Source organism: Acidovorax sp. GW821-FHT10E04 (genome assembly GCF_059415185.1).
Genome location: NZ_JBWKMT010000009.1, coordinates 96,899 through 116,222, shown reverse-complemented (window position 1 = coordinate 116,222; position 19,324 = coordinate 96,899). Strand labels below are relative to the sequence as shown.

At 66.6% G+C, this 19,324-nt stretch carries 16 protein-coding genes and 1 tRNA gene; 9 read left to right on the top strand and 8 right to left on the bottom strand.

All coding sequences use genetic code 11. The features are described from left to right. The first annotated feature begins 127 nt into the window (after positions 1-127). Complete coding sequence (locus AC07OC_RS24695; RefSeq protein ID WP_218293727.1) at positions 128-349, top strand: hypothetical protein; 222 nt, start codon at positions 128-130, stop codon at positions 347-349. 151 nt (positions 350-500) lie between these two features. Here the strand turns inward: AC07OC_RS24695 and AC07OC_RS24690 are convergent, their stop codons facing one another. The 3 genes from AC07OC_RS24690 to AC07OC_RS24680 all read right to left on the bottom strand — a co-directional run bounded on the left by AC07OC_RS24690 (position 501) and on the right by AC07OC_RS24680 (position 2,861). Further along, positions 501-1,469: a tripartite tricarboxylate transporter substrate-binding protein gene (locus AC07OC_RS24690; protein ID WP_218341692.1), complete on the bottom strand. Its 969-nt coding sequence runs from the start codon at positions 1,467-1,469 to the stop codon at positions 501-503. Positions 1,470-1,584: 115 nt separating this feature from the next. Next, the gene (locus AC07OC_RS24685; RefSeq protein ID WP_218341691.1) at positions 1,585-2,448 is read right to left on the bottom strand and encodes an NAD(P)-dependent oxidoreductase; all 864 of its coding nucleotides are present in this window, start codon (positions 2,446-2,448) and stop codon (positions 1,585-1,587) included. 14 nt (positions 2,449-2,462) lie between these two features. After that, the gene (locus AC07OC_RS24680; protein WP_218293731.1) at positions 2,463-2,861 is read right to left on the bottom strand and encodes a carboxymuconolactone decarboxylase family protein; all 399 of its coding nucleotides are present in this window, start codon (positions 2,859-2,861) and stop codon (positions 2,463-2,465) included. Between the two features lie 183 nt (positions 2,862-3,044). Here AC07OC_RS24680 and AC07OC_RS24675 point away from each other — a divergent pair, with 183 nt between their 5' ends. Further along, positions 3,045-3,734, top strand: coding sequence for a GntR family transcriptional regulator (locus AC07OC_RS24675; protein ID WP_218341690.1), 690 nt, complete (start codon positions 3,045-3,047; stop codon positions 3,732-3,734). Positions 3,735-3,758: 24 nt separating this feature from the next. Here AC07OC_RS24675 and AC07OC_RS24670 read toward each other — a convergent pair whose 3' ends face one another. Then, positions 3,759-4,142: a GNAT family N-acetyltransferase gene (locus AC07OC_RS24670; protein ID WP_218341689.1), complete on the bottom strand. Its 384-nt coding sequence runs from the start codon at positions 4,140-4,142 to the stop codon at positions 3,759-3,761. 14 nt (positions 4,143-4,156) lie between these two features. Between AC07OC_RS24670 and AC07OC_RS24665 the strand changes: the two genes are divergently transcribed. After that, positions 4,157-5,512 carry an MATE family efflux transporter gene (locus AC07OC_RS24665; protein ID WP_494602469.1) on the top strand — a complete coding sequence of 452 codons (1,356 nt, stop codon included), beginning with the start codon at positions 4,157-4,159 and terminating at the stop codon, positions 5,510-5,512. Positions 5,513-6,008: 496 nt separating this feature from the next. Continuing rightward, entirely contained in the window at positions 6,009-7,793 is a 1,785-nt protein-coding gene (locus tag AC07OC_RS24660; RefSeq protein WP_255591835.1) for a fibronectin type III domain-containing protein, read from the top strand. Between the two features lie 464 nt (positions 7,794-8,257). Here the strand turns inward: AC07OC_RS24660 and AC07OC_RS24655 are convergent. Continuing rightward, a tRNA-Leu gene (locus AC07OC_RS24655) sits at positions 8,258-8,342 on the bottom strand. A gap of 40 nt (positions 8,343-8,382) precedes the next feature. On the opposite strand from AC07OC_RS24655, the gene cysM reads away from it, so the two are divergent. From cysM to AC07OC_RS24640, 3 genes are all read left to right on the top strand, one after another. After that, positions 8,383-9,285: a cysteine synthase CysM gene (gene cysM, locus AC07OC_RS24650; protein WP_218341687.1), complete on the top strand. Its 903-nt coding sequence runs from the start codon at positions 8,383-8,385 to the stop codon at positions 9,283-9,285. Positions 9,286-9,386: 101 nt separating this feature from the next. After that, positions 9,387-9,953 carry an NUDIX domain-containing protein gene (locus AC07OC_RS24645; RefSeq protein WP_218293736.1) on the top strand — a complete coding sequence of 189 codons (567 nt, stop codon included), beginning with the start codon at positions 9,387-9,389 and terminating at the stop codon, positions 9,951-9,953. An 8-nt stretch (positions 9,954-9,961) separates the two neighbouring features. Continuing rightward, entirely contained in the window at positions 9,962-10,189 is a 228-nt protein-coding gene (locus tag AC07OC_RS24640) for a sulfurtransferase TusA family protein (RefSeq protein ID WP_218293737.1), read from the top strand. A 259-nt stretch (positions 10,190-10,448) separates the two neighbouring features. Here the strand turns inward: AC07OC_RS24640 and galU are convergent, their stop codons facing one another. Both galU and AC07OC_RS24630 read right to left on the bottom strand, forming a co-directional pair. Continuing rightward, positions 10,449-11,336, bottom strand: a complete 888-nt coding sequence (galU, locus tag AC07OC_RS24635; protein WP_218293738.1) for a UTP--glucose-1-phosphate uridylyltransferase GalU — start codon at positions 11,334-11,336, stop codon at positions 10,449-10,451. Between the two features lie 92 nt (positions 11,337-11,428). Continuing rightward, complete coding sequence (locus AC07OC_RS24630) at positions 11,429-14,326, bottom strand: valine--tRNA ligase (protein WP_218341686.1); 2,898 nt, start codon at positions 14,324-14,326, stop codon at positions 11,429-11,431. A gap of 275 nt (positions 14,327-14,601) precedes the next feature. Between AC07OC_RS24630 and AC07OC_RS24625 the strand changes: the two genes are divergently transcribed. Further along, positions 14,602-16,458 carry a M48 family metallopeptidase gene (locus tag AC07OC_RS24625; protein ID WP_492808423.1) on the top strand — a complete coding sequence of 619 codons (1,857 nt, stop codon included), beginning with the start codon at positions 14,602-14,604 and terminating at the stop codon, positions 16,456-16,458. A 149-nt stretch (positions 16,459-16,607) separates the two neighbouring features. On the opposite strand, the gene AC07OC_RS24620 is transcribed toward AC07OC_RS24625, so the two are convergent. Then, positions 16,608-17,228, bottom strand: a complete 621-nt coding sequence (locus tag AC07OC_RS24620) for a VOC family protein (RefSeq protein ID WP_218341684.1) — start codon at positions 17,226-17,228, stop codon at positions 16,608-16,610. Positions 17,229-17,440: 212 nt separating this feature from the next. Here AC07OC_RS24620 and AC07OC_RS24615 point away from each other — a divergent pair, with 212 nt between their 5' ends. Beyond that, a complete protein-coding gene (locus tag AC07OC_RS24615; protein ID WP_218341683.1) occupies positions 17,441-19,210 on the top strand; it encodes an ABC-F family ATP-binding cassette domain-containing protein in 1,770 nt (589 codons plus the stop codon). Positions 19,211-19,324: the final 114 nt, after the last annotated feature.

The following is a 19,324-nucleotide window of genomic DNA, read 5'->3' as shown; positions in this document are numbered from 1 at the left end:
CACTCGCTGCAGGCGGCGGGAAGAAGATGGACGGAACGTATGTGGTGTGCAAGGGTCACACCCAGCGGGCGGCCCGGCGGGCCGTACCAGGCACCTCATACCTTTACTATTTCATCAAGGAGCCGTTATGTCATTGAACGCAACCTACCATGCCCCCCATTTCGAGCCCACGGTGGACGAACTCGCCACGCTGAAGCACCTGGAGATGGAGAACATCAGCGTGGTTTCAGCGCTGAAGGAGCATATGTCCGGACGGTTGTACGAACACGGCTTCATCACCAAGAATGCGTCGGGCCAGCTGACCATCACCGACACCGGCCGCCACTTGGTGCGCAGGCAGAACAACTGAGCCGATTTTCCCGGGTAGCGTTCCCGGCGGCCTGGGCCTGCCGGTGGTGGCCGGGCCCGGCCAAGGCGTGGCGCGGGGCCGCGTTCGCCAGCGCAACCGCCCTCATCGGCCCGTGCGGCCGCCCTGCGCGGGGGCTTTGGCGGCTGCGCGCCTACTCTGCCTTGGCGCCGGCCGCCTTGATGACGGGATCCCAGCGCCTGATCTCGGCAGCGGTCTGCTGGCGCAGCGCCTCGGGCTTGAGCCGGTCGCCCTGCGGGATGATGACCCCCATGTCGGTGAAGCGCTTGACCAGGCCGGCATCGGCCAGGGCCCCGCGCACCGCCTTGTTCAGGCGTTCGACGACGGCGGGCGGTGTGCCCTTGGGCGCGTACACGCCGTGCCATACGGCCAGCTCGAAGCCCGGCAGCCCGGACTCGGCAAAGGTCGGCACCTCCGGCATCGTCGGGATGCGCTCCCTGGTCGCCATGGCGTAGGCCTTGAGGGCGCCGGACTGCAGGTGCGGCCCGGTGGCCACGGGCTGGTCGCAGATCAGGTCCACGTTGCCCGCCACCAGGTCCTGCAGCGCCGGGCCGGTGCCGCGGTAGGGCACCATCGTCACGGTGGTGCCGGCCGTCTGGTTGAACAGCATCGCGCACAAGTGCGATGTGGCGCCGACGCCCGCGTGCGAGAACTTCACCTCGCCCGGCCTGGCCTTCATGTGCTGGATCAGCTCGGCCACGGTCGCGGGCGCGAAATTCTTGTAGCGCACCAGGATCATGGGCACCTCGCCGGCCAGGGCGATGGGCTCCAGGTCCTTGTTCACGTCGAAGGCCAGCTTGCTGTACAGCGCCGGGGCCGTGGCGATGCCCATGTTGTGCAGCAGGACGGTGTGCCCGTCATTGGGCGCGCGCACCACCTTGGCGGTGCCGATGGTGCCGCCGGCTCCGCCCGCGCTGTCCACGATCACCGGCTGGCCCAGGTCGCGTGCCATGGCCTCGGCCAGCACGCGGGCCAGCACGTCGGTGGAGCCCCCGGCCGCATAGGGCACCACGATGGTCACGGGCTTGGTGGGAAAGGCGGCCACCGCCGTCGAGGCCAGGGCCAGCGCGGCCGCGAGCAGGGTCTTTGTCTGGTTGCGCATTGTCTTGTCTCCTGAAAGGGTGAGAGCAGCCAAGGCCCGGCCTGCCAGGCGGTGGCACTTGCTTGTTTGTTTGCTGGGTTGCGGCGGGCGCCCTGCCGGGCGCCCGGGGGGACGGTCAGGGCTTGCCGACGAACCGGTACAGCTCGGTGTGGTCGGCCCTGGGGCCCAGCGCGGCGCTGGCATCGGCCGTCATGGCGTACACCTTCTGGGCCAGGTCCATCGGCACCTGCAGGGAGCGGCCCAGTCCGGCCGCGATGCCCACGTCCTTGGCCTGCAGCGCCAGCGAGAAGCCCGAGTTGAAAGCCTGGTTCAGCATGAACTGGTGGGCCTTGTTTTCGGTCGTGTTGTTCTTGCCGGTCGATGCGTTGATCACATCCACGATGGTGGCCGCATCGATGCCGAAGGCCGCGCCCACGTGGATGGCCTCGGCCGTGGCGATCAGCGCGGCGGCGGACACGTAGTTGTTCAGCGCCTTGAGTGCGTGGCCCGCGCCCACGGGGCCCACGTAGCTGATGGCCTTGCCCATCACTTCGAGCACCGGCCGTTGCCGGGCGAAATCTTCGGGGTCGCCGCCCACCATGATGGCCAGCGTGCCATTGACGGCCTTCTTCACGCCGCCGGAGACGGGTGCGTCGATCAGCGCGATCCCCCTGCCGCGCAGCGAGGCTGCGAGGGCCCGCGTGCGGATCGGGTCGGCGGAGCTCATCTCGACGACGCAGGCCCCGGCCCGCAAGTGGGGTGCCAGGTCGGCCACCACCGCGTCCACGATGTCGGAATTGGGCAGCATGGTGATGACCACGTCGCACCCTGCGTACGCGGCGTTGTCGGTGGCCACCACGGTGCCGGCATGCGACGCGGCGAACTGCGCCTCGGCTTCAGGATGGGCGTCCTTCACCACGAGCGGGTGGCCTGCGGCGTGCAGCAGGTGGGCCATGGGCTGGCCCATCATGCCCAGGCCGATGAATGCGATGCGGCTCATCGTCGCGCCCCTGCTCAGAGGTCCATCTCTTTGAACACTTCCGAGGCCACGCGGAACGAGTCGATAGCCGCCGGCACGCCGCAGTAGATGGCCGTCTGCAGGAAGACTTCCTTCACCTCGTCCTTGGTCAGGCCGTTGTGGATGGCGCCGCGCACGTGCAGCTTGAGCTCGTGCGGGCGGTTGAGCGCCGTGATCATCGCCAGGTTGAGGAAAGAGCGGGTCTTGCGGTCGAGGCCCGGGCGGTTCCACACATCGCCCCAGCAGTACTGGGTGACGAGTTCCTGCATGTCGATGTTGAAGTCGGTCGCGTTCTTGATCGAGGCATCGACGTACTCTGCGCCGAGCACCTCGCGGCGGGTGGACAGGCCCTGGTCGAAGAGGGCGGGGTTCTTGGGGGCGTAGGGGCGGGTCATGGAAGGCTCCTGGGGTGGCAAGGGATCAATAGATAGAGAGGGAGAAGGCCGGCAACGCGGCGTTGCAGTGGATGAACTTTATTAGGATTGTCAGACAATCATACATATGGAAAATGTGGATTGACGAATGATTCATATGTTTGTATGACAATCAGCGTGTATGAAACCCATTAGGATGGCGCCATGAACCAGATGCTGCTGCGAGTCCCCCGCGAAGAGACCTCCCTGCGCCAGCGTGCTACCCAGACGCTGCGCCAGGCCATCCTCGACGGCCACTTCACGCCGGGACAAAAGTTGTCGGAGCGCGAGCTCTGCGAAAGCCTGGACGTGAGCCGATCCTGCGTGCGCGAGTCGCTGCAGCACCTGCAGGCCGAGGGGCTGATCACCATCATTCCGCACCGGGGCCCCGAGGTCACCACCATTTCACCCAAGGAGGTGCGCGACATCTACGAAGTGCGCGCGCACCTCGAAAGCCTGGCGGGCCGGGGCTTTGCGCTCAATGCCTCCAAGGACCAGGTGCGGGCGCTGCGCGCCAAGCTCACCGAGCTGTCACAGCCCGAGATCACGCAGGACCGCGCCTTGATGCTCAACGTCAAGAATCAGTTCTACGAGATCCTCATCGCGGGCTGCGGCAACCTGGTGGCCGGGCAATTGCTGCAGCAGCTCAACAACCGCGTGACGGTGCTGCGCCGCATCTCCATGGCCCAGCCTGGGCGGTTTCCGCACACGCTGGTGGAGCTCGACGCCATCGTGGCGGCCATTGAGCAGAGCGACGGGGAGACGGCGGCGCGCCTGTGCGAGGAGCACGTGCGCAAGGCGGCCGCCAACGTGCTGCAGAGCATGCAGCCGGCGGCGGCGAAACTGCAGGCCTGACTGCGTGCGGGCCTTGCAGGGTGATCAGCGTTCAGGCGGCGACACAGGCCAGGCTGGAGGCTTTGCCGCCAGTGCTTGCTTGCCCTGGCGATCAAACCCCACGTGCTCGTAAAACCGCAAAGTTGCTTCGTCTTTTCGACCTGTCGGCAACATCACCTTGTAGCAGTTCAGGCGCCAAGCTTCGCTCAGAGCATGTGAAAGGACAGCCCGACCCCAGCCTTGACCACGGTGCGCAAGGTCGGTGACGACGTTCTCAATGACGCCATATGGACGGCAGGCGCGCGTGAGGTTGGGTAGGGTATGACAGCGCGGCGCATTCACCAGGCCGCCGCCCGCCGTCGTGCGGGGGCTCCATTGCGGGTGTCGTTTCCCCGCGCCAGGCCATGTCCCGGCGCACGCGGGTCGCATACGATGTGTTCACCATGGACACGAACGACCCGACCACGCCGCTGCCCCGAAGGTTTCTGCGGTTTCTCGGTCCGCTCGTGGCCACGAACCTGCTTCAGGCGCTGAGCGGCACGGTCGTCACCATCTGCCTGGGCCAACTGCTGGGCGCGCAGGCGCTGGCCGCAGCGGTCAGCTTCTTCCCGTTGTTCATGTGCTGCATTGCCTTCGTGATCGGGCTCGGTGCCGGAGCCTCGGTGCTGGTGGGCCAGGCCTGGGGTGCACGCGACGCGGACAAGGTGCGCCGCGTGGCTGGGGCCGTGCTGCTCGGTGGGTTCCAGCTCGGCTGCGTGGTAGCGGCCGTGGGCGCCACAGCCATCGGCAGCCTGCTGCGTGTGCTGGGTGTCAGTGGCGAGGTGCTGCCGCAGGCCATCGCCTACGCGCGCGTGCTGTTCCTGGCCATGCCCGTGCTGTTCCTGCACCAGCTCAGTGCCGCCCTCCTGCGCGGCCTGGGCGACACGGCAACGCCGCTGCGCGCGCTCACCCTGGCCTCGGGCCTGTGGATGCTGCTCACTCCTGCTTTCATGCTGGGATGGCTGGGCCTTCCCCCGCTGGGCACCGCCAGTGCGGGTTGGGCCAGCCTCATCGGCAATGCCGTGGCCTTGGCATGGCTCGCGTGGCACCTGCATGCCAGGGGCCATGTGCTGGCCTTCTCGCACCTCAGGCCCCACCTGCGCTGGAACACCCCCTTGCTTGCCACCGTGGCGAGGCTGGGCGTGCCCACCGGTCTGTTCTTCGTCACCAGCTCACTCGCCGACGTGCTGCTGCTGCGCTTGGTCAATGGCTACGGCTGGCAGGCCACGGCGGCGTGGGGCACCGTCAATCAGGCCATGGCCTTTGTGCAGCTGCCCGCCATGTCCATCGCCGTCGCGGCTTCCGTGTTCGCCGCGCAAGCCATTGGTGCCGGCAAGCCGGAGGATGTTGCCCATGTCACGCGGGTCGGCCTGTGGATGAATCTGGCGCTGACCGGCAGCCTGGCCCTGCTGGTGGCGGTGATGTCACCGCAGGTCGCCAGCCTGTTTACCCGCGATCCCGCCGTGGTGGACCTGGCCGCCACCGTTCTGCGCGTCACGGTGTGGGGCAGCCTCGCGTTTGGGCTGGCCAGCGTGTTCACCGGCGTCATGCGCTCGGCAGGAACCGTGCGCGTGCCCACGGTGATTTCCCTGTCCTGCCTCACCTTGCTGCTTGTGCCGCTGGCCTACGCGCTGCAGCACCTGCTGGGCCTGCAAGGCATCTGGGCCAGCTACCCGCTCACGTACCTGTGTGCGCTGGCACTGCAGGCCATCTATTTCCACGCCATCTGGAAGAAGCGGCCGATCAGGCGGCTGGTGTAGCTGGGGGCATGGGTGGCGCAGGGCCTGCGCTGGGGCCCTCTGTGGTCCATCACGCATCCTCTACCTGCTTTTCTTGATGGAACGCCCGGGCCTGGGGGACGCGGGCTTTCAGCTGTAGTCCTGGGGCCAGGCCCATGGCCGCGAGGCCTGCCAAAGCTTGGCGGGTGGATTGACGCTGCTGGGAGAGGATGGGATCTGAAGGCTTTTTGCGGAGGCGCCCCAGCGCACAACACGTGGCCGGTACGTTGCGTTCCTGTAGCGACAATGCGGCCGAACCCGGCTGAAAGTAGACATTTTTTGGCCGATTCGCTACCTTATGTCAGCTCTCTGAGTGGTGGCCGCGCTCTTTGTCTGGCGTGTATGTGGCCCCAGAAGGCGACTAACCCCCCGCGAAAAAACCGTGTAGTCTTCCGCGGCTGCCCGAGGGCGATCGTGATTTTTGAGCGCCGGTGGGACCGCCATGCACCTTTGTTTCACAAGCCCGACAGAAGGACCTATGAAGTTGATTCGACGCACTGCCCAAGCAACCCCCATTCGGCAATTGGCACGCCCGGCAACCCTTGGTCTGGTGACCCTGCTGTGGCAGTTTCATGCACTTGCCGCGGTCGGCTGGAATGTCGACGCTCCCATGGCGGATCCCCGGGCGCAACACGCGGGGGCGCTGCTGGATGACGGCTCCGTGGCTGTTTTCAACGGCGTTAACCGCCTGGGATTCGTCGCCACCGGTGAGCGATATTCGGGCGGCTCCTGGTCATCAATAGGCGGCACTGGGATTGCCGGCAATGTGACCGAAGCCGTCACGCTGGGCACGGGCCATGTGCTTGTGCGCTCTGATGGCAGCCTGAATGCCCGGCTGTACGACCCTGTGGCCAACACCTGGCTCCCGGCTGGCACACAGTCTGCATCTCGCTCGCTGCCGTCGATGACGTTGCTCGCCAATGGCAAAGTTCTGGTGGCAGGAGGAAGCAATCTCAATACGGCCGAACTGTATGACCCCGAAACGCGCACCTGGACGGCGACCGGGAGCATGTCGGTGGTTCATCGAGCCCATGGCGCCGTGTTGCTGCGGGATGGCCGTGTTCTGGTGGCTTCAGGGTTCAACGCAGGGGGCGAAGTCCCCGTCGCGGAACTCTACGACCCTGTTGCAGGCACATGGTCATTGGCGGCGGCGCCCCTCGTGCCGCGTCACTATGCGAGCCTGACGCTGCTAGCGGACGGCAGAGTATTGCTCGCAGGTGGCTTTACAGCCGGCGGCGTTACAACGCATGCAGAAATCTACGATCCTGTGGCCAATACGTGGACGGCCACCGGGGCCCTGAACTTTCCCCGCAACGGTGCAATGGGCTCGCCGCTGGCCCATGCGACAGTACTTTCCTCTGGCTTGGTGCTGATGGCGGGGGGCTCGGATATCGCAAGAAATACGCAGCCCATAGCGGAGTTGTATGACCCAGCAACGGGAAACTGGTCGCCAGCAGGTTCCATGGGAACAGCGCGCGAGAACGGGACGGCCAATCTGTTGCCCAATGGCGATGTACTGTTGACGGGCGGGTTCTCGAGCAATCCTAGCCTCACTTTCTATAGCGCGGTGGACCGTTATGTCCCAGCCGTGCCGCCTGGGCCTGCTGCGATGACGAATGCATTGCCGCTGCTTCAGCGTGCAGGCGCGGCGTTGATTCTCAACGGAACGGGTTTTACGGGCGGCACAGGTACCAGTACGCCTCAGCTTCAGCTGCAACGCGCGGAGAACGGCGCGATCAGCTTATGGGCTCCCGCCAGCCATACCGCTACCAGTTTCACCTCGCCCCCGCTGGGCACCTTACCCGCCGGGCTCTACATGGCGCGGCTTATCGTTGACGGTGTTCCGTCCGAGGGGCGATTGGTTCGTTTCACAGACCCTGTGGGAACGCCAGCCGGTGTCCCCGGCAACGCGCAGGTCACTGTGAGCTGGGCGCCTCCTGTGGACACCGGAGGCAACCCGCCAGACAGCTACACCGTGACATCGAACGCCGGACCGGGTTGCTCCGTGGCAGCACCCGCGACGAGCTGTACTGTCACTGGATTGGTGAATGGCACTCCCTACACATTCACGGTGCGAGCGCAGCACCCAAATGGCCTGGGTCCCGTGTCGTTGACCTCGGCTGCGGTGACGCCCACGGCTATGGCGGGCCCCGGCCCTACACCAGTTCCGGGACTGTCCCCGTTTGGTGTGGCGTTGACGGCGCTGATGGCCGCAGCATTGGCGGGCCTGAGCCGAAGGGGTTGGCGAAGCGCTGGACGATGATCTGATGGCGCAAAAAGAAAAGCCCCGACATCACTGCCGGGGCTTTTTTGCTTTTTGGCGCCAGACCTGTGCCTGGCCCCTGTTCACGTGACGCTCAGGTCGTCGCAGCCGCCTCCACTCGCCGCAACTGCACCCCAGCTCCAGCGCCAATGGCCTTGAGACGCTTTCAGATGAACTTCCTGCGTCGCGGGCCCGTCCATCCTTTGCGTGCCCGCCACTGCCCGAGGGTTCCGGCCCGTGCCCCCTCAGCGCCACGGCCTGCGTGAGCGCTTTTCGAACTCCGCCAGGGCTGCGGCCCTGAGGTGCATCGGTGCCCCCATTTTTTTAAAATGTGCCCCCAAATGTGCCCCCAATTTTCTCGGATGGGGGTGGACTAGTCTGGACGGGTACGGACAGCTAAGATGCTGATTTCAAAGGAAAAATAAAAAAGTCCGGAAGAGTTTGGACTCTTCCGGACTAGTCGATGGTGCCCGGGGCCGGAATCGAACCGGCACGCCTTGCGGCGGGGGATTTTGAGTCCCCTGCGTCTACCAATTTCACCACCCGGGCTGGAATTCGTGAAGCCGCAAATTATGGCACAGTAGGGCGCATGAAATATCCGACGATTGAAGACGCGGTGGGCAACACGCCGCTGGTGGCGCTGCAGCGCATTGGGGCCCAGGACAACGCGGCGCGGGGCAATGTGGTGCTGGGCAAGCTGGAGGGCAACAACCCCGCAGGGTCGGTGAAGGACAGGCCCGCCCTGTCGATGATCCGGCGCGCGGAGGAGCGGGGCGACATCCGGCCTGGGGACACGCTGATCGAGGCCACGTCGGGCAACACCGGCATCGCCCTGGCGATGGCGGCCGCCATCAAGGGCTATCGCATGGTGCTGGTGATGCCGGAAGACCTCTCCATCGAGCGCGCGCAGACCATGAAGGCCTTTGGGGCGGAGCTTGTGCTCACGCCCAAGAGCGGTGGCATGGAACATGCGCGCGACCTCGCCGAGGCCATGCAAAAGCGCGGCGAGGGCAAGGTGCTGGACCAGTTCGCCAACCAGGACAACCCGCGCATCCACTACGAAACCACGGGCCCCGAGATCTGGGAGCAGACCGGCGGGAGCATCACGCACTTCGTGAGCGCCATGGGCACCACGGGCACCATCACCGGGGTGTCGCGCTTCCTCAAGGAGAAGAACCCGGCCATCCAGATCATCGGCGCGCAGCCCGAGGAAGGCTCGCGCATTCCCGGCATCCGCAAGTGGCCGCAGGAGTACCTGCCCAAGATCTATGACGCGAGCACGGTGGATGAGCTGGTGTATGTGAGCCAGGACAATGCCGAGGACATGTGCCGCCGTCTGGCGCGAGAAGAGGGCATCTTCGCGGGCATCTCGGCGGCGGGGGCCTGCTGGGTGGCGCAGCAGATCGCGGCGCGCGACAGCCATGCCACCATCGTCTTCGTGGTGTGCGACCGGGGCGACCGCTACCTGTCGACGGGGGTGTTCCCCGCCTGAGGACGAAAGGCAGCGAAGGCGACCCCTTCACCTTCCTTGCAATGAAAATGGGCCGTCTGCGCTGGATAGGAAAGCGCCGATAGCTATCAAAATAAGAGCATATGCACTACGAAACCCGCTACTGCACCCACTGCGGCACCGCGCTGCAGCCGATCACGCTGGCCGAGGACGGTGGCGACAAGGAGCGCCTGCGCTGCCCCGCCTGCGGCTGGACGCACTGGAACAATCCCACGCCCGTGCTGGCCGCGATCGTGGAGGTGAATGGCAAGGTGCTGCTGGCCCGCAACGCGGCCTGGCCCGCGAAGATGTTTGCGCTGATCACGGGCTTCATGGAGGCCGGGGAGTCGCCGCAGGAAGGCATCGCGCGCGAGGTCAAGGAAGAAACCAACCTCGACGTGCGCTCCACCACGCTGGTGGGGGCCTACGAGTTTCTGCGCATGAACCAGATCATCATTGCCTACCATGTGGTGGCCGAGGGTGAGGTGCGGCTGTCGCCCGAGCTGGTGGACCACCGGTTCTACGACCTGCACGAACTCAGGTGCTGGCCCGCCGGCACGGGCTATGCGCTGGCGGACTGGCTGCGCACGCGAGGGCATGAACCGGTGTTTTTCACGGCAGAGGAAAACGAAGAGCGCCGCCGGGGGCTCAACCTGCCGCCAAAGGATTGATGAAGACCATGGACATCCACAAAGAAATCGATACCCGGGGCTTGAACTGCCCCCTGCCCATCCTCAAGGCCAAGAAGGCACTGGCGGACATGGCCAGTGGCCAGCTGCTCAAGGTGGTGTCCACCGATGGCGGCTCGCTGCGCGACTTCCAGGCCTTTGCCAAACAGACGGGCAACGAGCTGGTGGAGCAGCAGACGATGGGCGAGGAGTACATCCACGTCCTGCGCAGAAGGTAGTTAAATAGAAGCGAAACCCTGACGAGGTGGTGCGCCTTGCCCTCTGCCGCCACTGTGCGAGGGGCGCGTGCGCAGCCTGGGCAAACCGGGCCCACGGGCTCGGCAGGCGACGCGGCGCCGGAATTCGCCTGGTTTCTGCTGGCGCCTGGCGCAGGCCGCAGCAGTGCCTCAAGGCAAAAAATCCTCCACAGCCCTGGTGGGCTGCCGGAGGATTTTTTTTCTGGTCATGCAGCCGCGCAGATCGCGGTGCAGGCGCTGCCTACAGGCTCAGGCCCTTCAGGTATTCCCGGAACGACGCGCCCACCTGAGGGTGCTGCAGGGCCAGTTCCACCGTGGCTTCCAGAAAGCCTTCCTTGCTGCCGCAGTCATAACGCTTGCCCTGGTACTGGAAGGCGTACACGGCCTCGCTCTGCATCAGGCGCGCGATGCCGTCGGTGAGCTGGATCTCGCCACCCACGCCGCGCGGCTGGTTGCGGATCTCGTCGAACACGCCGGGGGTGAGGATGTAGCGGCCGGCCACGCCCATGCGGGAGGGTGCGACGTCGGCCTTGGGCTTCTCGACGATGCGGTCGATGCGGATCAGCGGACCGCCTGCGGGCTCGCCGGCCACGATGCCGTATTTGTGCACCTGGTCTTCCGGTACTTCCTGCACGGCGATGACCGAGCGGCCCTGCTGGCGGAAGGCGGTGGCCATCTGGGCCAGCACGGGTGGGCCGCCCTGGGGGCCCACCATCAGGTCGTCGGCCAGCAGCACGGCAAACGGCTCCTTGCCCACCAGCGGCTCGGCGCACAGCACGGCATGGCCCAGGCCCAGCGAGCGGGGCTGGCGCACAAACGCGCAGTCCATGTCGTCGGGCTGGATGGAACGCACCAGCGCCAGCAGTTCCTTCTTGCCGGCGGCTTCCAGCTCGGCCTCCAGCTCGTAGGCGGTGTCGAAATGGTCTTCGATGGCGCGCTTGCTGCGGCCGGTCACGAAGATCATGTGGCGGATGCCGGCGGCGTAGGCCTCTTCGACGGCGTACTGGATGAGCGGCTTGTCCACCACGGGCAGCATTTCCTTGGGGCTGGCCTTGGTGGCGGGCAGGAACCGGGTGCCCAGGCCCGCGACGGGGAATACGGCTTTGCGGACGGTGGTGGCAACAGTCATGGAATTCCTTTTGGGGATAGGTAATCGTCGGGTCGGATGGAGCCCCGCCGCCAGGGCGGGGCCCGTTGCGCCACGCAGTATGGCGGCTGTTTTCAGCCCAGGCGTGTCAGTTGATCGCGCAATCTGCCCAGCGTGGTGCCGAAGTCCGCCACCCGCTTTTTCTCCTGGTCGATCACGGCGGGTGGCGCCTTGGCCACGAAGGCTTCGTTGGACAGCTTGCCGTTGGCTTTGGTGATCTCACCCTCGATGCGGCTGATTTCCTTGGACAGGCGGGCCTTCTCGGCGGCCACGTCGATCTCCATGTGCAGGCACATGCGCGCCTCGCCCACCATGGCCACGGGCGCGGCCTGCGCGGCGGCGGCCCAGGCGGCCTCGTCGTCGAACACCTTGACCTCGCTGAGCTTGGCCAGGGCCTGCAGCACCGGCGCCACGCCGCGCATGAAGTCCGTGTCGCCCACGGTGTACAGCGGCAGGCGGGTCGAGGGCGAGACGTTCATCTCGCCGCGCAGCGTGCGGCAGGCATCCACCAGGCCCTTGACGCGCTCCATGTGCGCAATGGCGGCCTCGTCGATCTTGCTCGGCTGCGCCTCGGGGTAGCGGGCGATGCTGACCGATTCGCCTTGGAGCCCCGCCACGGGCGCCACGGTTTGCCACAGGGCTTCGGTGATGAACGGGATGATGGGGTGGGCCAGGCGCAGGATGGCTTCCAGCGTGCGGATCAGGGTGCGGCGCGTGGCGCGCTGCTCGGCCTCGGTGCCGGTCTGGATCTGCACCTTGGCGATCTCCAGGTACCAGTCGCAGAACTCGTTCCAGACGAAGTCATAGATCGTGTTGGCCACGTTGTCCAGCCGGTACTCGGCAAATCCCTTGGCGACTTCCGCCTCGGTCTTTTGCAGCAGCGACGCTATCCAGCGGTCGGCCTGGCTGAAGGCCATGTAGCCGTGGGCGGGGCCGCCGGGCTGGCATTCTTCCTTGGTGTGCTCTTTCAGGCCGCAGTCCTGGCCCTCGCAGTTCATCAGCACGAAGCGGCTGGCGTTCCAGAGCTTGTTGCAGAAGTTGCGGTAGCCCTCGCAGCGCTTGCTGTCGAAGTTGATGCTGCGCCCCAGGCTGGCCAGCGCCGCGAAAGTGAAGCGCAGCGCGTCGGCACCGTAGGCAGGGATGCCCTCGGGGAATTCCTTTTGCGTGTTCTTGCGCACCGTGGGCGCGGTCTCGGGCTTGCGCAGGCCGGTGGTGCGCTTGTCGAGCAGCGGCTCCAGCGCGATGCCGTCGATCAGGTCCACCGGATCGAGCACGTTGCCTTCGGACTTGGACATCTTCTTGCCCTGCGCGTCGCGCACTAGGCCGTGGATGTACACGTGCCTGAACGGCACGCGGCCCGTGAAGTGCGTGGTCATCATGATCATCCGGGCGACCCAGAAGAAGATGATGTCGTAGCCCGTCACCAGCACGGTGCTGGGCAGGTACAGGTTGAAGTCGTCGGTGGGGCTGTCGCCCTGTTCAGGCCAGCCCATGGTGCTGAAGGGCACGAGCGCGGACGAGTACCAGGTGTCCAGCACGTCCTCGTCGCGGCGCAGCAGCTTGCCGGGGGCCTTGGCCTGCGCCTCGGCTTCGCTGCGGGCCACGATCACGTTGCCGTCTTCGTCGTACCAGGCCGGGATCTGGTGGCCCCACCACAGCTGGCGGCTGATGCACCAGTCCTGGATGTTGTTCATCCACTGGTTGTAGGTGTTCACCCAGTTCTCGGGCACGAACGTCACCTCGCCCGTGGCCACGGCGTCGATGGCCTTTTGCGCAATGCTCTTGCCCGTCGGGTCCTGGTCGCTCACCTTGCTCATGGCCACGAACCACTGGTCGGTCAGCATGGGTTCGATCACCTGGCCGGTGCGGGTGCAGATGGGCACCATGAGCTTGTGTTTCTTCACCTCGACCAGCGCGCCCGTGGCTTCCAGGTCGGCCACCACGGCCTTGCGGGCCACGAAGCGGTCCATGCCCCGGTACTTGGCGGGTGCGTTGTCGTTGATGGTGGCCTGCAGCGTCAGCACCACGATCATGGGCAGCTTGTGGCGCTGGCCCACGGCGTAGTCGTTCTGGTCGTGCGCGGGGGTGACCTTCACCACGCCCGTGCCGAACTCCTTGTCCACGTAGTCGTCGGCAATCACCGGGATCTGCCGGTCGCACAGCGGCAGGTTCACCATCTTGCCGATGAGGTGGGTGTAACGCGCGTCTTCAGGGTGCACCATCAGCGCCACGTCGCCCAGCATGGTTTCGGGGCGGGTGGTGGCCACCGTGAGGCTGCCCGAGCCATCGGCCAGGGGGTAGGCGATGTGCCAGAGCGAGCCGTCTTTTTCTTCGCTCTCGACTTCCAGGTCGGACACGGCGGACTGCAGCTTCGGGTCCCAGTTCACCAGGCGCTTGCCGCGGTAGATCAGGCCCTGCTCGTACAGCTTCACGAAGGTGTCGGTGACCACGGTGGACAGCTTGTCGTCCATGGTGAAGTATTCACGGCTCCAATCCACACTGTCGCCCATGCGGCGCATCTGCGTGGTGATGGTGTTGCCGCTCTTTTCCTTCCACTCCCACACCTTGCTCACGAAGTTCTTGCGCGCCTCGGGCGGGGTGGGGCCCATGTCGTAGCGGCTGATGCCCTGCTCCTGCAGCTGGCGCTCGACCACGATCTGCGTGGCGATGCCCGCGTGGTCGGTGCCGGGGACCCACACGGTGTTGAAGCCCTTCATGCGGTGGTAGCGCGTGAGGCTGTCCATGATGGTCTGGTTGAACGCATGGCCCATGTGCAGCGTGCCCGTCACGTTGGGGGGAGGCAGCTGGATGGAGAAGGCCGGCTCGCCGGCTTGCGCCGCGCCCGTGCCTCTGAATCCCGCGACGCCATAGCCGCGGCGTTCCCATTCGGGTCCCCAGTGGGCTTCCAGGGCGGCGGGTTCAAAAGACTTGGACAGGCTGTCGAGGCCGGGTTGTGGTTGGGGCGAGCTCATGGGATTTGGCAGAAGGAAGAGGCGGGCACGGGGCGCGCCTCCACGGACAAGAAGTGGACCGGGCATTTTACGGGAGTGCTGGCGGGCTCCCGCCGAGCGGGCCCCACCACCGGGATCCCGTCCATCGGGCTTTTCTCGCCAATTGTTACCTTGTGGGTGGGCCTGCTGGCGGTTGCGTCCTGATAATCCCGCCGGTGGAGCGAGAGGGCCCCTGCGGGGGGAGCGGCTCCCTGTGTTCGCCTGGGTCAAAAACATACAACCAATCGGTCCCCTCCATGAATCTTCAATCCGCACTCCGTGTGGGCCTTGCCAAGGTCTTCGCCTATGCGCTGCTGGCGCTTTTTCTCATCCCGGCGGTGACCTATGTCTTCGCCGGTCATGTACAGCGCGACCAGGACGCCCGCTTCGTGGCCGGTATCGGCCAGCGCATCGACGCTGAAAAGGGCATGGCGCCCGCCGAAAAGCAGGCCCGCAAGGACTACTACCGCAGCAACCCGCCATCCACCATCTGCGGCAGCGCCGACCCCGAGGCGCAGGACTACCGCGAAGCCCTGTGCGAACGCTTCTCGGATGTCTGGCAGTTCGACATGGCCCGCAAGGTGGCGTTCTGGACCCTGGTGGCCGGCGCGGTGCTGATGGTGGCGGTGCTGGGGCTGGGGGCCCTGGCCTTCGCCGACCGCACGCTGCAGTACACGAGTTTCGTCACGGGCTGGCGCCTGACCACCGTTGCCAGCGCCGCGGCACTGCTGGTGCAGGGCGCGATGGCGGTGTGGCTGTCATTCTGGGTCACTGCATTCTTCTTCCACAAGTATTCGCCCAAGCTGGTGCTGTTCGTGGGTTTTGTGGTGCTGGCGGGCGTGCTGGTGGCGGTGAGGGGCATCTTCAAGCGCGTGCAGTCCAGCAACCAGGCCGTGGGCGAGCTGGTGTCCGAAGACGATGCGCCCCTGCTGTGGAAGCGCATCCGCCACATGGCGCAGCGCCTCAAGACCGATCCGCCCCGGCACATCGTGGCGGGCATCGACGCCAATTTTTTCGTGACCGAGGCCCCGCTCACGGTGGGCCGACAGACGCTCACGGGCCGCACGCTGTTCGTGAGCCTGCCGCTGCTGCGCATCCTGGACCAGGCCGAGGCCGATGCCGTGTTCGGCCACGAACTGGCCCACCTGCGCGGCGGCGACACCCACAGCAGCGCCCGGCTGGGCCCCAAGCTCGTGCAGTACGACCACTACCGGCACGCCATGCGCACCGGAGGGCTCACGGCGATGGCTTCGCCCCTGCTGGACCTGTACCGCACCATCTTCGAGATCGCTCTGGCGCGCGACAGCCGCGAGCGCGAGTTCAAGGCCGACCGCGTGGCCGCCAAGCTCACGTCGCCAGCGGCGATCGCGCAGTCGCTGGTCAAGATCGCGGCCTATGCCCAGTACCGCTACAAGATCGAGGCCGAACTCTTTGGCCGCAATGAGCGGCACGACGACACCACGCTGGGCATTGCCCGCTTCGTGGCCCAGGGGCTGGCACCCTATGCAGCCTCTGGCGATTTTCTGGACGCCATGAAGACGGCCAACGTGCCGCACCCCTTCGACTCGCACCCGGCCATGCCCGAGCGCCTGCGCAACGTGGGCATGGCGCTCAAGGAGCGGGACTACGCCGCCATCGCCGTGCGTACGCCCTCGGCGACCTGGGTGCAGGAGATCGTGACGGCCGATGCGATCGAGCAGCGCCTGTGGAGCGACTACGAGCAGCAGTTCGCACAAGACCACGAACGCAGCCTGGCCTACCGCTACGAACCCGCCACCGATGAAGAGCGCGCACTGGTGCTGCGGTACTTCCCCCCCGTGGTGTTTGCGCTCAAGGGGGGCCACACGGTGGAGGTCAGCATCGAGGGCATCCGCACGAGTGCGGACGGGACCACCGTGTTCTGGGATGCGGTGAAGGCGCTCGAATACAAGGAGAGCAGCTTTGGGAACGCGTTGATCGTGACCCACCCCGAGAAGAACGCCCTGGGCCTGGGTGCCAAAACCAGCAAGATCAAATTGGCCGGCCTGAAGAAGGAGAAAGACCCGTTCAACGCCACGGTGGGCCACTACTGGCAACGCCACCAGGTGATGCGGGCGCAGCAGCAGGGCGGCTGACGGCGGCGCGCCGTGGCGCTTCGCGCTTAGCGATGGCAAAGTGCTTGCTATAGTTTGTATAGCTATCAGCGCTTGAATATCAAGCGCTGCGGCCGTTTTTTATTGATATGGGCGCCGCACGGCGCCACGCTGCGGCCTGGGCCTGCGCTTCAGCCGCGCACGTACTCGGGCCGGTCGTTCTGCTGGGGCTTGAGCGGAGCGGCCACCTTGCCCTCGGCGCGCTCCTTGCGCCACTGCTCCTTGCGGGCCGTCCACTCGTTGAGCCGCGCATGGGCCACGGTGCTGTCCTTGGCCATCTGCTCCTCGTTGGCCAGCTGGGCCGACAGCTCCAGGCGGATGCCGTTGGGATCGAAGAAGTAGATGCTGTGGAAGATGTGGTGGTCGGTCACGCCCAGCACATCGATGCCATGGGCTTCCAGGCGCTTCTTGGTGTTCTCCAGTTCCTCGACCGTGTTCACGCGGAAGGCGATGTGGTTGACCCACAGCGGCGTGTTGGGCGAGGGCTCGGCCTTCACGTCGTCGCCCAGGTCGAAGAAGGCGATGAACGAGCCGTCCCGCAGGCGGAAGAAGAAGTGCGTGTAGGGGCAGTACTCGCCCGTGCTGGGCACGTAGTCGCTCTGGATGATGTGGTAGAGCGGCAGGCCCAGGATGTCTTCGTAGAAGTGGCGCGTCTCTTCCGCGTCGCGGGCCTTGTAGGCGTAGTGGTGCAGCTGCTGGATGGCGGCAGGCGCGGGCAGGGTTGCCAGATCGGGCGTCGGGGCGGCATTCATGCGGTGTCTCCTCAAATGGATGGCTGCAATTCTACTATTCGTAATTGATTTACGTTAAGTTAATTTTTATGTGGGTGATTTGCGGTACATTCCGCAGTCACACCCATTCGTGCCGAGGTATTACTCCCATGCGCCTTTGAGCCTCTTCAAGCCGTTCCCCTGCCGCCCTTTGCGGGCCAGGTGGTTGCATGTCTTGTTTGGAGTGCTTTTGCATGGCGACACCTTCACGGGGCGAATCCGCCCATGGCAGCCGCAGCGCTGCCGCAGCCTCGGCTGCTGATTTCCCATCATCATCTTCTTCTGCTCCTTCATCGCAGGCCCCTGCCAGGCAGGGCAATGCGGCGCCCGGCGCGGGCCAGGCCGTGCTGCAGTTCGCCGGGGTTGGCTGGAGCCCGCCTGGCGGCCAGGCCCTGTGGGGCCGTCCGCTGACGGTGTCCCTGGGCCCGGGCGTGACGGGCATCGTGGGTGCCAACGGCTGCGGCAAGAGCGTCTTCCTGCGGCTCGCGGCGCGCGCGCTGCAGCCCGCCAGCGGCGCCGTGCTGGGCGATCCTTCGCTGCATGTGGTGGCGCAGGAGGTGGCTGCTGCGCCCGGTGCCACGGTGGCTGACGTCGCAGGGCTGGGGCCAGCGCTGGGCGCCCTGGCGCGGCTGGAGGCGGGCGAAGGCACGCCCGATGACCTGCTCGTGGCCGATGGGCGGTGGGACCTGCCCGCGCGCTGGCGGCAGGCGCTGCACGCCCTGGGGCTGGGCCACCTGCCGCCGGCACACGCCGCGCAGCGGCTCAGCGGGGGCGAGCGCATGCGCGTGGCGCTGGCGGGGGCTTTCCTGTCCGATGCCGAGCTGCTGGTGCTCGATGAGCCCACCAACCACCTTGACCGCGCGGGCCGGCGATGGCTGATGGAATCGCTGGCGCAGTGGCGGGGCGGCGTGCTGGTGGCCAGCCACGACCGCGAATTGCTGGGCGCGGTGGGCAGCATCGTGGAGCTGTCGCCCGCCGGGCTGCAGCGCTATGGCGGCCACTGGGGGCTGTACCAGGCCCAGCGCCAGGCCGAGGCCGCCGCCGCCCAGGCCGCGCTGGACCACGCGCGCACCGAGCGCGAGCAGGGCCTGCGGGCGCTGCAGCGCGAGCATGACGCCCAGCAGCGCCGCGCGGCACGCGGGCGCGCGGAGGGGCGCACCACCAACCAGGCGTCCATCCTGCTCGACCGCCGGAAGAACAGCGCACAGGCCCACGCCGGCCGCGAGCACGAGCGGCAGCAGCAAGAGCGCCAGCGGCTGAACGAGGCCGTGCGCGAGGCTGCCCTGCGCGTGCCCGCGCAGGCAGCCGCGGCGCTGGTGCTGCCGCAAAGCGCCGTGCCGGCGGGCAGGCAGGTGCTGGCGTTCGAGCAGGTGCAGGTGCCGCATGCCCCACCGGGCTTGCCTGCGCTGAACGGCGTGTGGAGTGGCCCCGTGCGCATAGCGATCACCGGGCCCAATGGGTGTGGCAAGAGCAGCCTGCTGCGGCTGGTCGCGGCGCCGGATGGCGTGCCTGGAGGCGGTGTGCGGCGCGGCGTGCGGGCCGCCTGGCTGGATCAGCACAACACCGCCGCGCTGCCCCCGCAATGCAGCGTGCTGGATCGGCTGCGGGCACTGGGCTCGCCGCTGCCCGAAGCCGCGCTGCGCACGCACCTGGCACAACTCGGGCTGGATGCGGACAAGGTGCATCGCCGGGCCGGTGTGCTCAGTGGCGGCGAGCGCATCAAGGCCGCGCTGGCCTGCGCCCTGTGGTCGTGCGAGCCCGCGCAGATGCTGCTGCTCGACGAGCCCACGAACCACCTGGATGTGGATGCCGTGGACGCCTTGCAGGCCGCGCTGGCGGCCTTCACGGGCGCGCTGGCCGTGGTGTCGCACGACACCGCCTTCCTGCGCGCGCTGCGGCCGGACGTGGTGTGGGCCTGGCGGCCGCAGGGCTGGGACCTGGACGCCTCGCTGGACGCTGCCTGACGCGGAAGGGGGCCTGGTGGGGCCGCGCCAAGGAAAAAGCCACCCGCTGCGCGGGCGCGGCGGGTGGCCTGTGGGCACGGCGTGGACGCCGCCCTGCGCGCTGGCGCGTGGCCA

Excerpts from the sequence above, each read along its gene's own strand:
- AC07OC_RS24660 (WP_255591835.1), top strand. The coding sequence starts at position 6,009 with ATGAAGTTGATTCGACGCACTGCCCAAGCAACCCCCATTCGGCAATTG.
- cysM (WP_218341687.1), top strand. The coding sequence starts at position 8,383 with ATGAAATATCCGACGATTGAAGACGCGGTGGGCAACACGCCGCTGGTG.
- AC07OC_RS24640 (WP_218293737.1), top strand. The coding sequence starts at position 9,962 with ATGGACATCCACAAAGAAATCGATACCCGGGGCTTGAACTGCCCCCTG.
- AC07OC_RS24665 (WP_494602469.1), top strand. The coding sequence starts at position 4,157 with ATGGACACGAACGACCCGACCACGCCGCTGCCCCGAAGGTTTCTGCGG.
- AC07OC_RS24625 (WP_492808423.1), top strand. The coding sequence starts at position 14,602 with ATGAATCTTCAATCCGCACTCCGTGTGGGCCTTGCCAAGGTCTTCGCC.
- AC07OC_RS24695 (WP_218293727.1), top strand. The coding sequence starts at position 128 with ATGTCATTGAACGCAACCTACCATGCCCCCCATTTCGAGCCCACGGTG.
- AC07OC_RS24680 (WP_218293731.1), bottom strand. The coding sequence starts at position 2,861 with ATGACCCGCCCCTACGCCCCCAAGAACCCCGCCCTCTTCGACCAGGGC.
- galU (WP_218293738.1), bottom strand. The coding sequence starts at position 11,336 with ATGACTGTTGCCACCACCGTCCGCAAAGCCGTATTCCCCGTCGCGGGC.
- AC07OC_RS24685 (WP_218341691.1), bottom strand. The coding sequence starts at position 2,448 with ATGAGCCGCATCGCATTCATCGGCCTGGGCATGATGGGCCAGCCCATG.
- AC07OC_RS24615 (WP_218341683.1), top strand. The coding sequence starts at position 17,441 with ATGGCGACACCTTCACGGGGCGAATCCGCCCATGGCAGCCGCAGCGCT.
- AC07OC_RS24620 (WP_218341684.1), bottom strand. The coding sequence starts at position 17,228 with ATGAATGCCGCCCCGACGCCCGATCTGGCAACCCTGCCCGCGCCTGCC.
- AC07OC_RS24645 (WP_218293736.1), top strand. The coding sequence starts at position 9,387 with ATGCACTACGAAACCCGCTACTGCACCCACTGCGGCACCGCGCTGCAG.
- AC07OC_RS24675 (WP_218341690.1), top strand. The coding sequence starts at position 3,045 with ATGAACCAGATGCTGCTGCGAGTCCCCCGCGAAGAGACCTCCCTGCGC.
- AC07OC_RS24630 (WP_218341686.1), bottom strand. The coding sequence starts at position 14,326 with ATGAGCTCGCCCCAACCACAACCCGGCCTCGACAGCCTGTCCAAGTCT.
- AC07OC_RS24690 (WP_218341692.1), bottom strand. The coding sequence starts at position 1,469 with ATGCGCAACCAGACAAAGACCCTGCTCGCGGCCGCGCTGGCCCTGGCC.
- AC07OC_RS24670 (WP_218341689.1), bottom strand. The coding sequence starts at position 4,142 with ATGCGACCCGCGTGCGCCGGGACATGGCCTGGCGCGGGGAAACGACAC.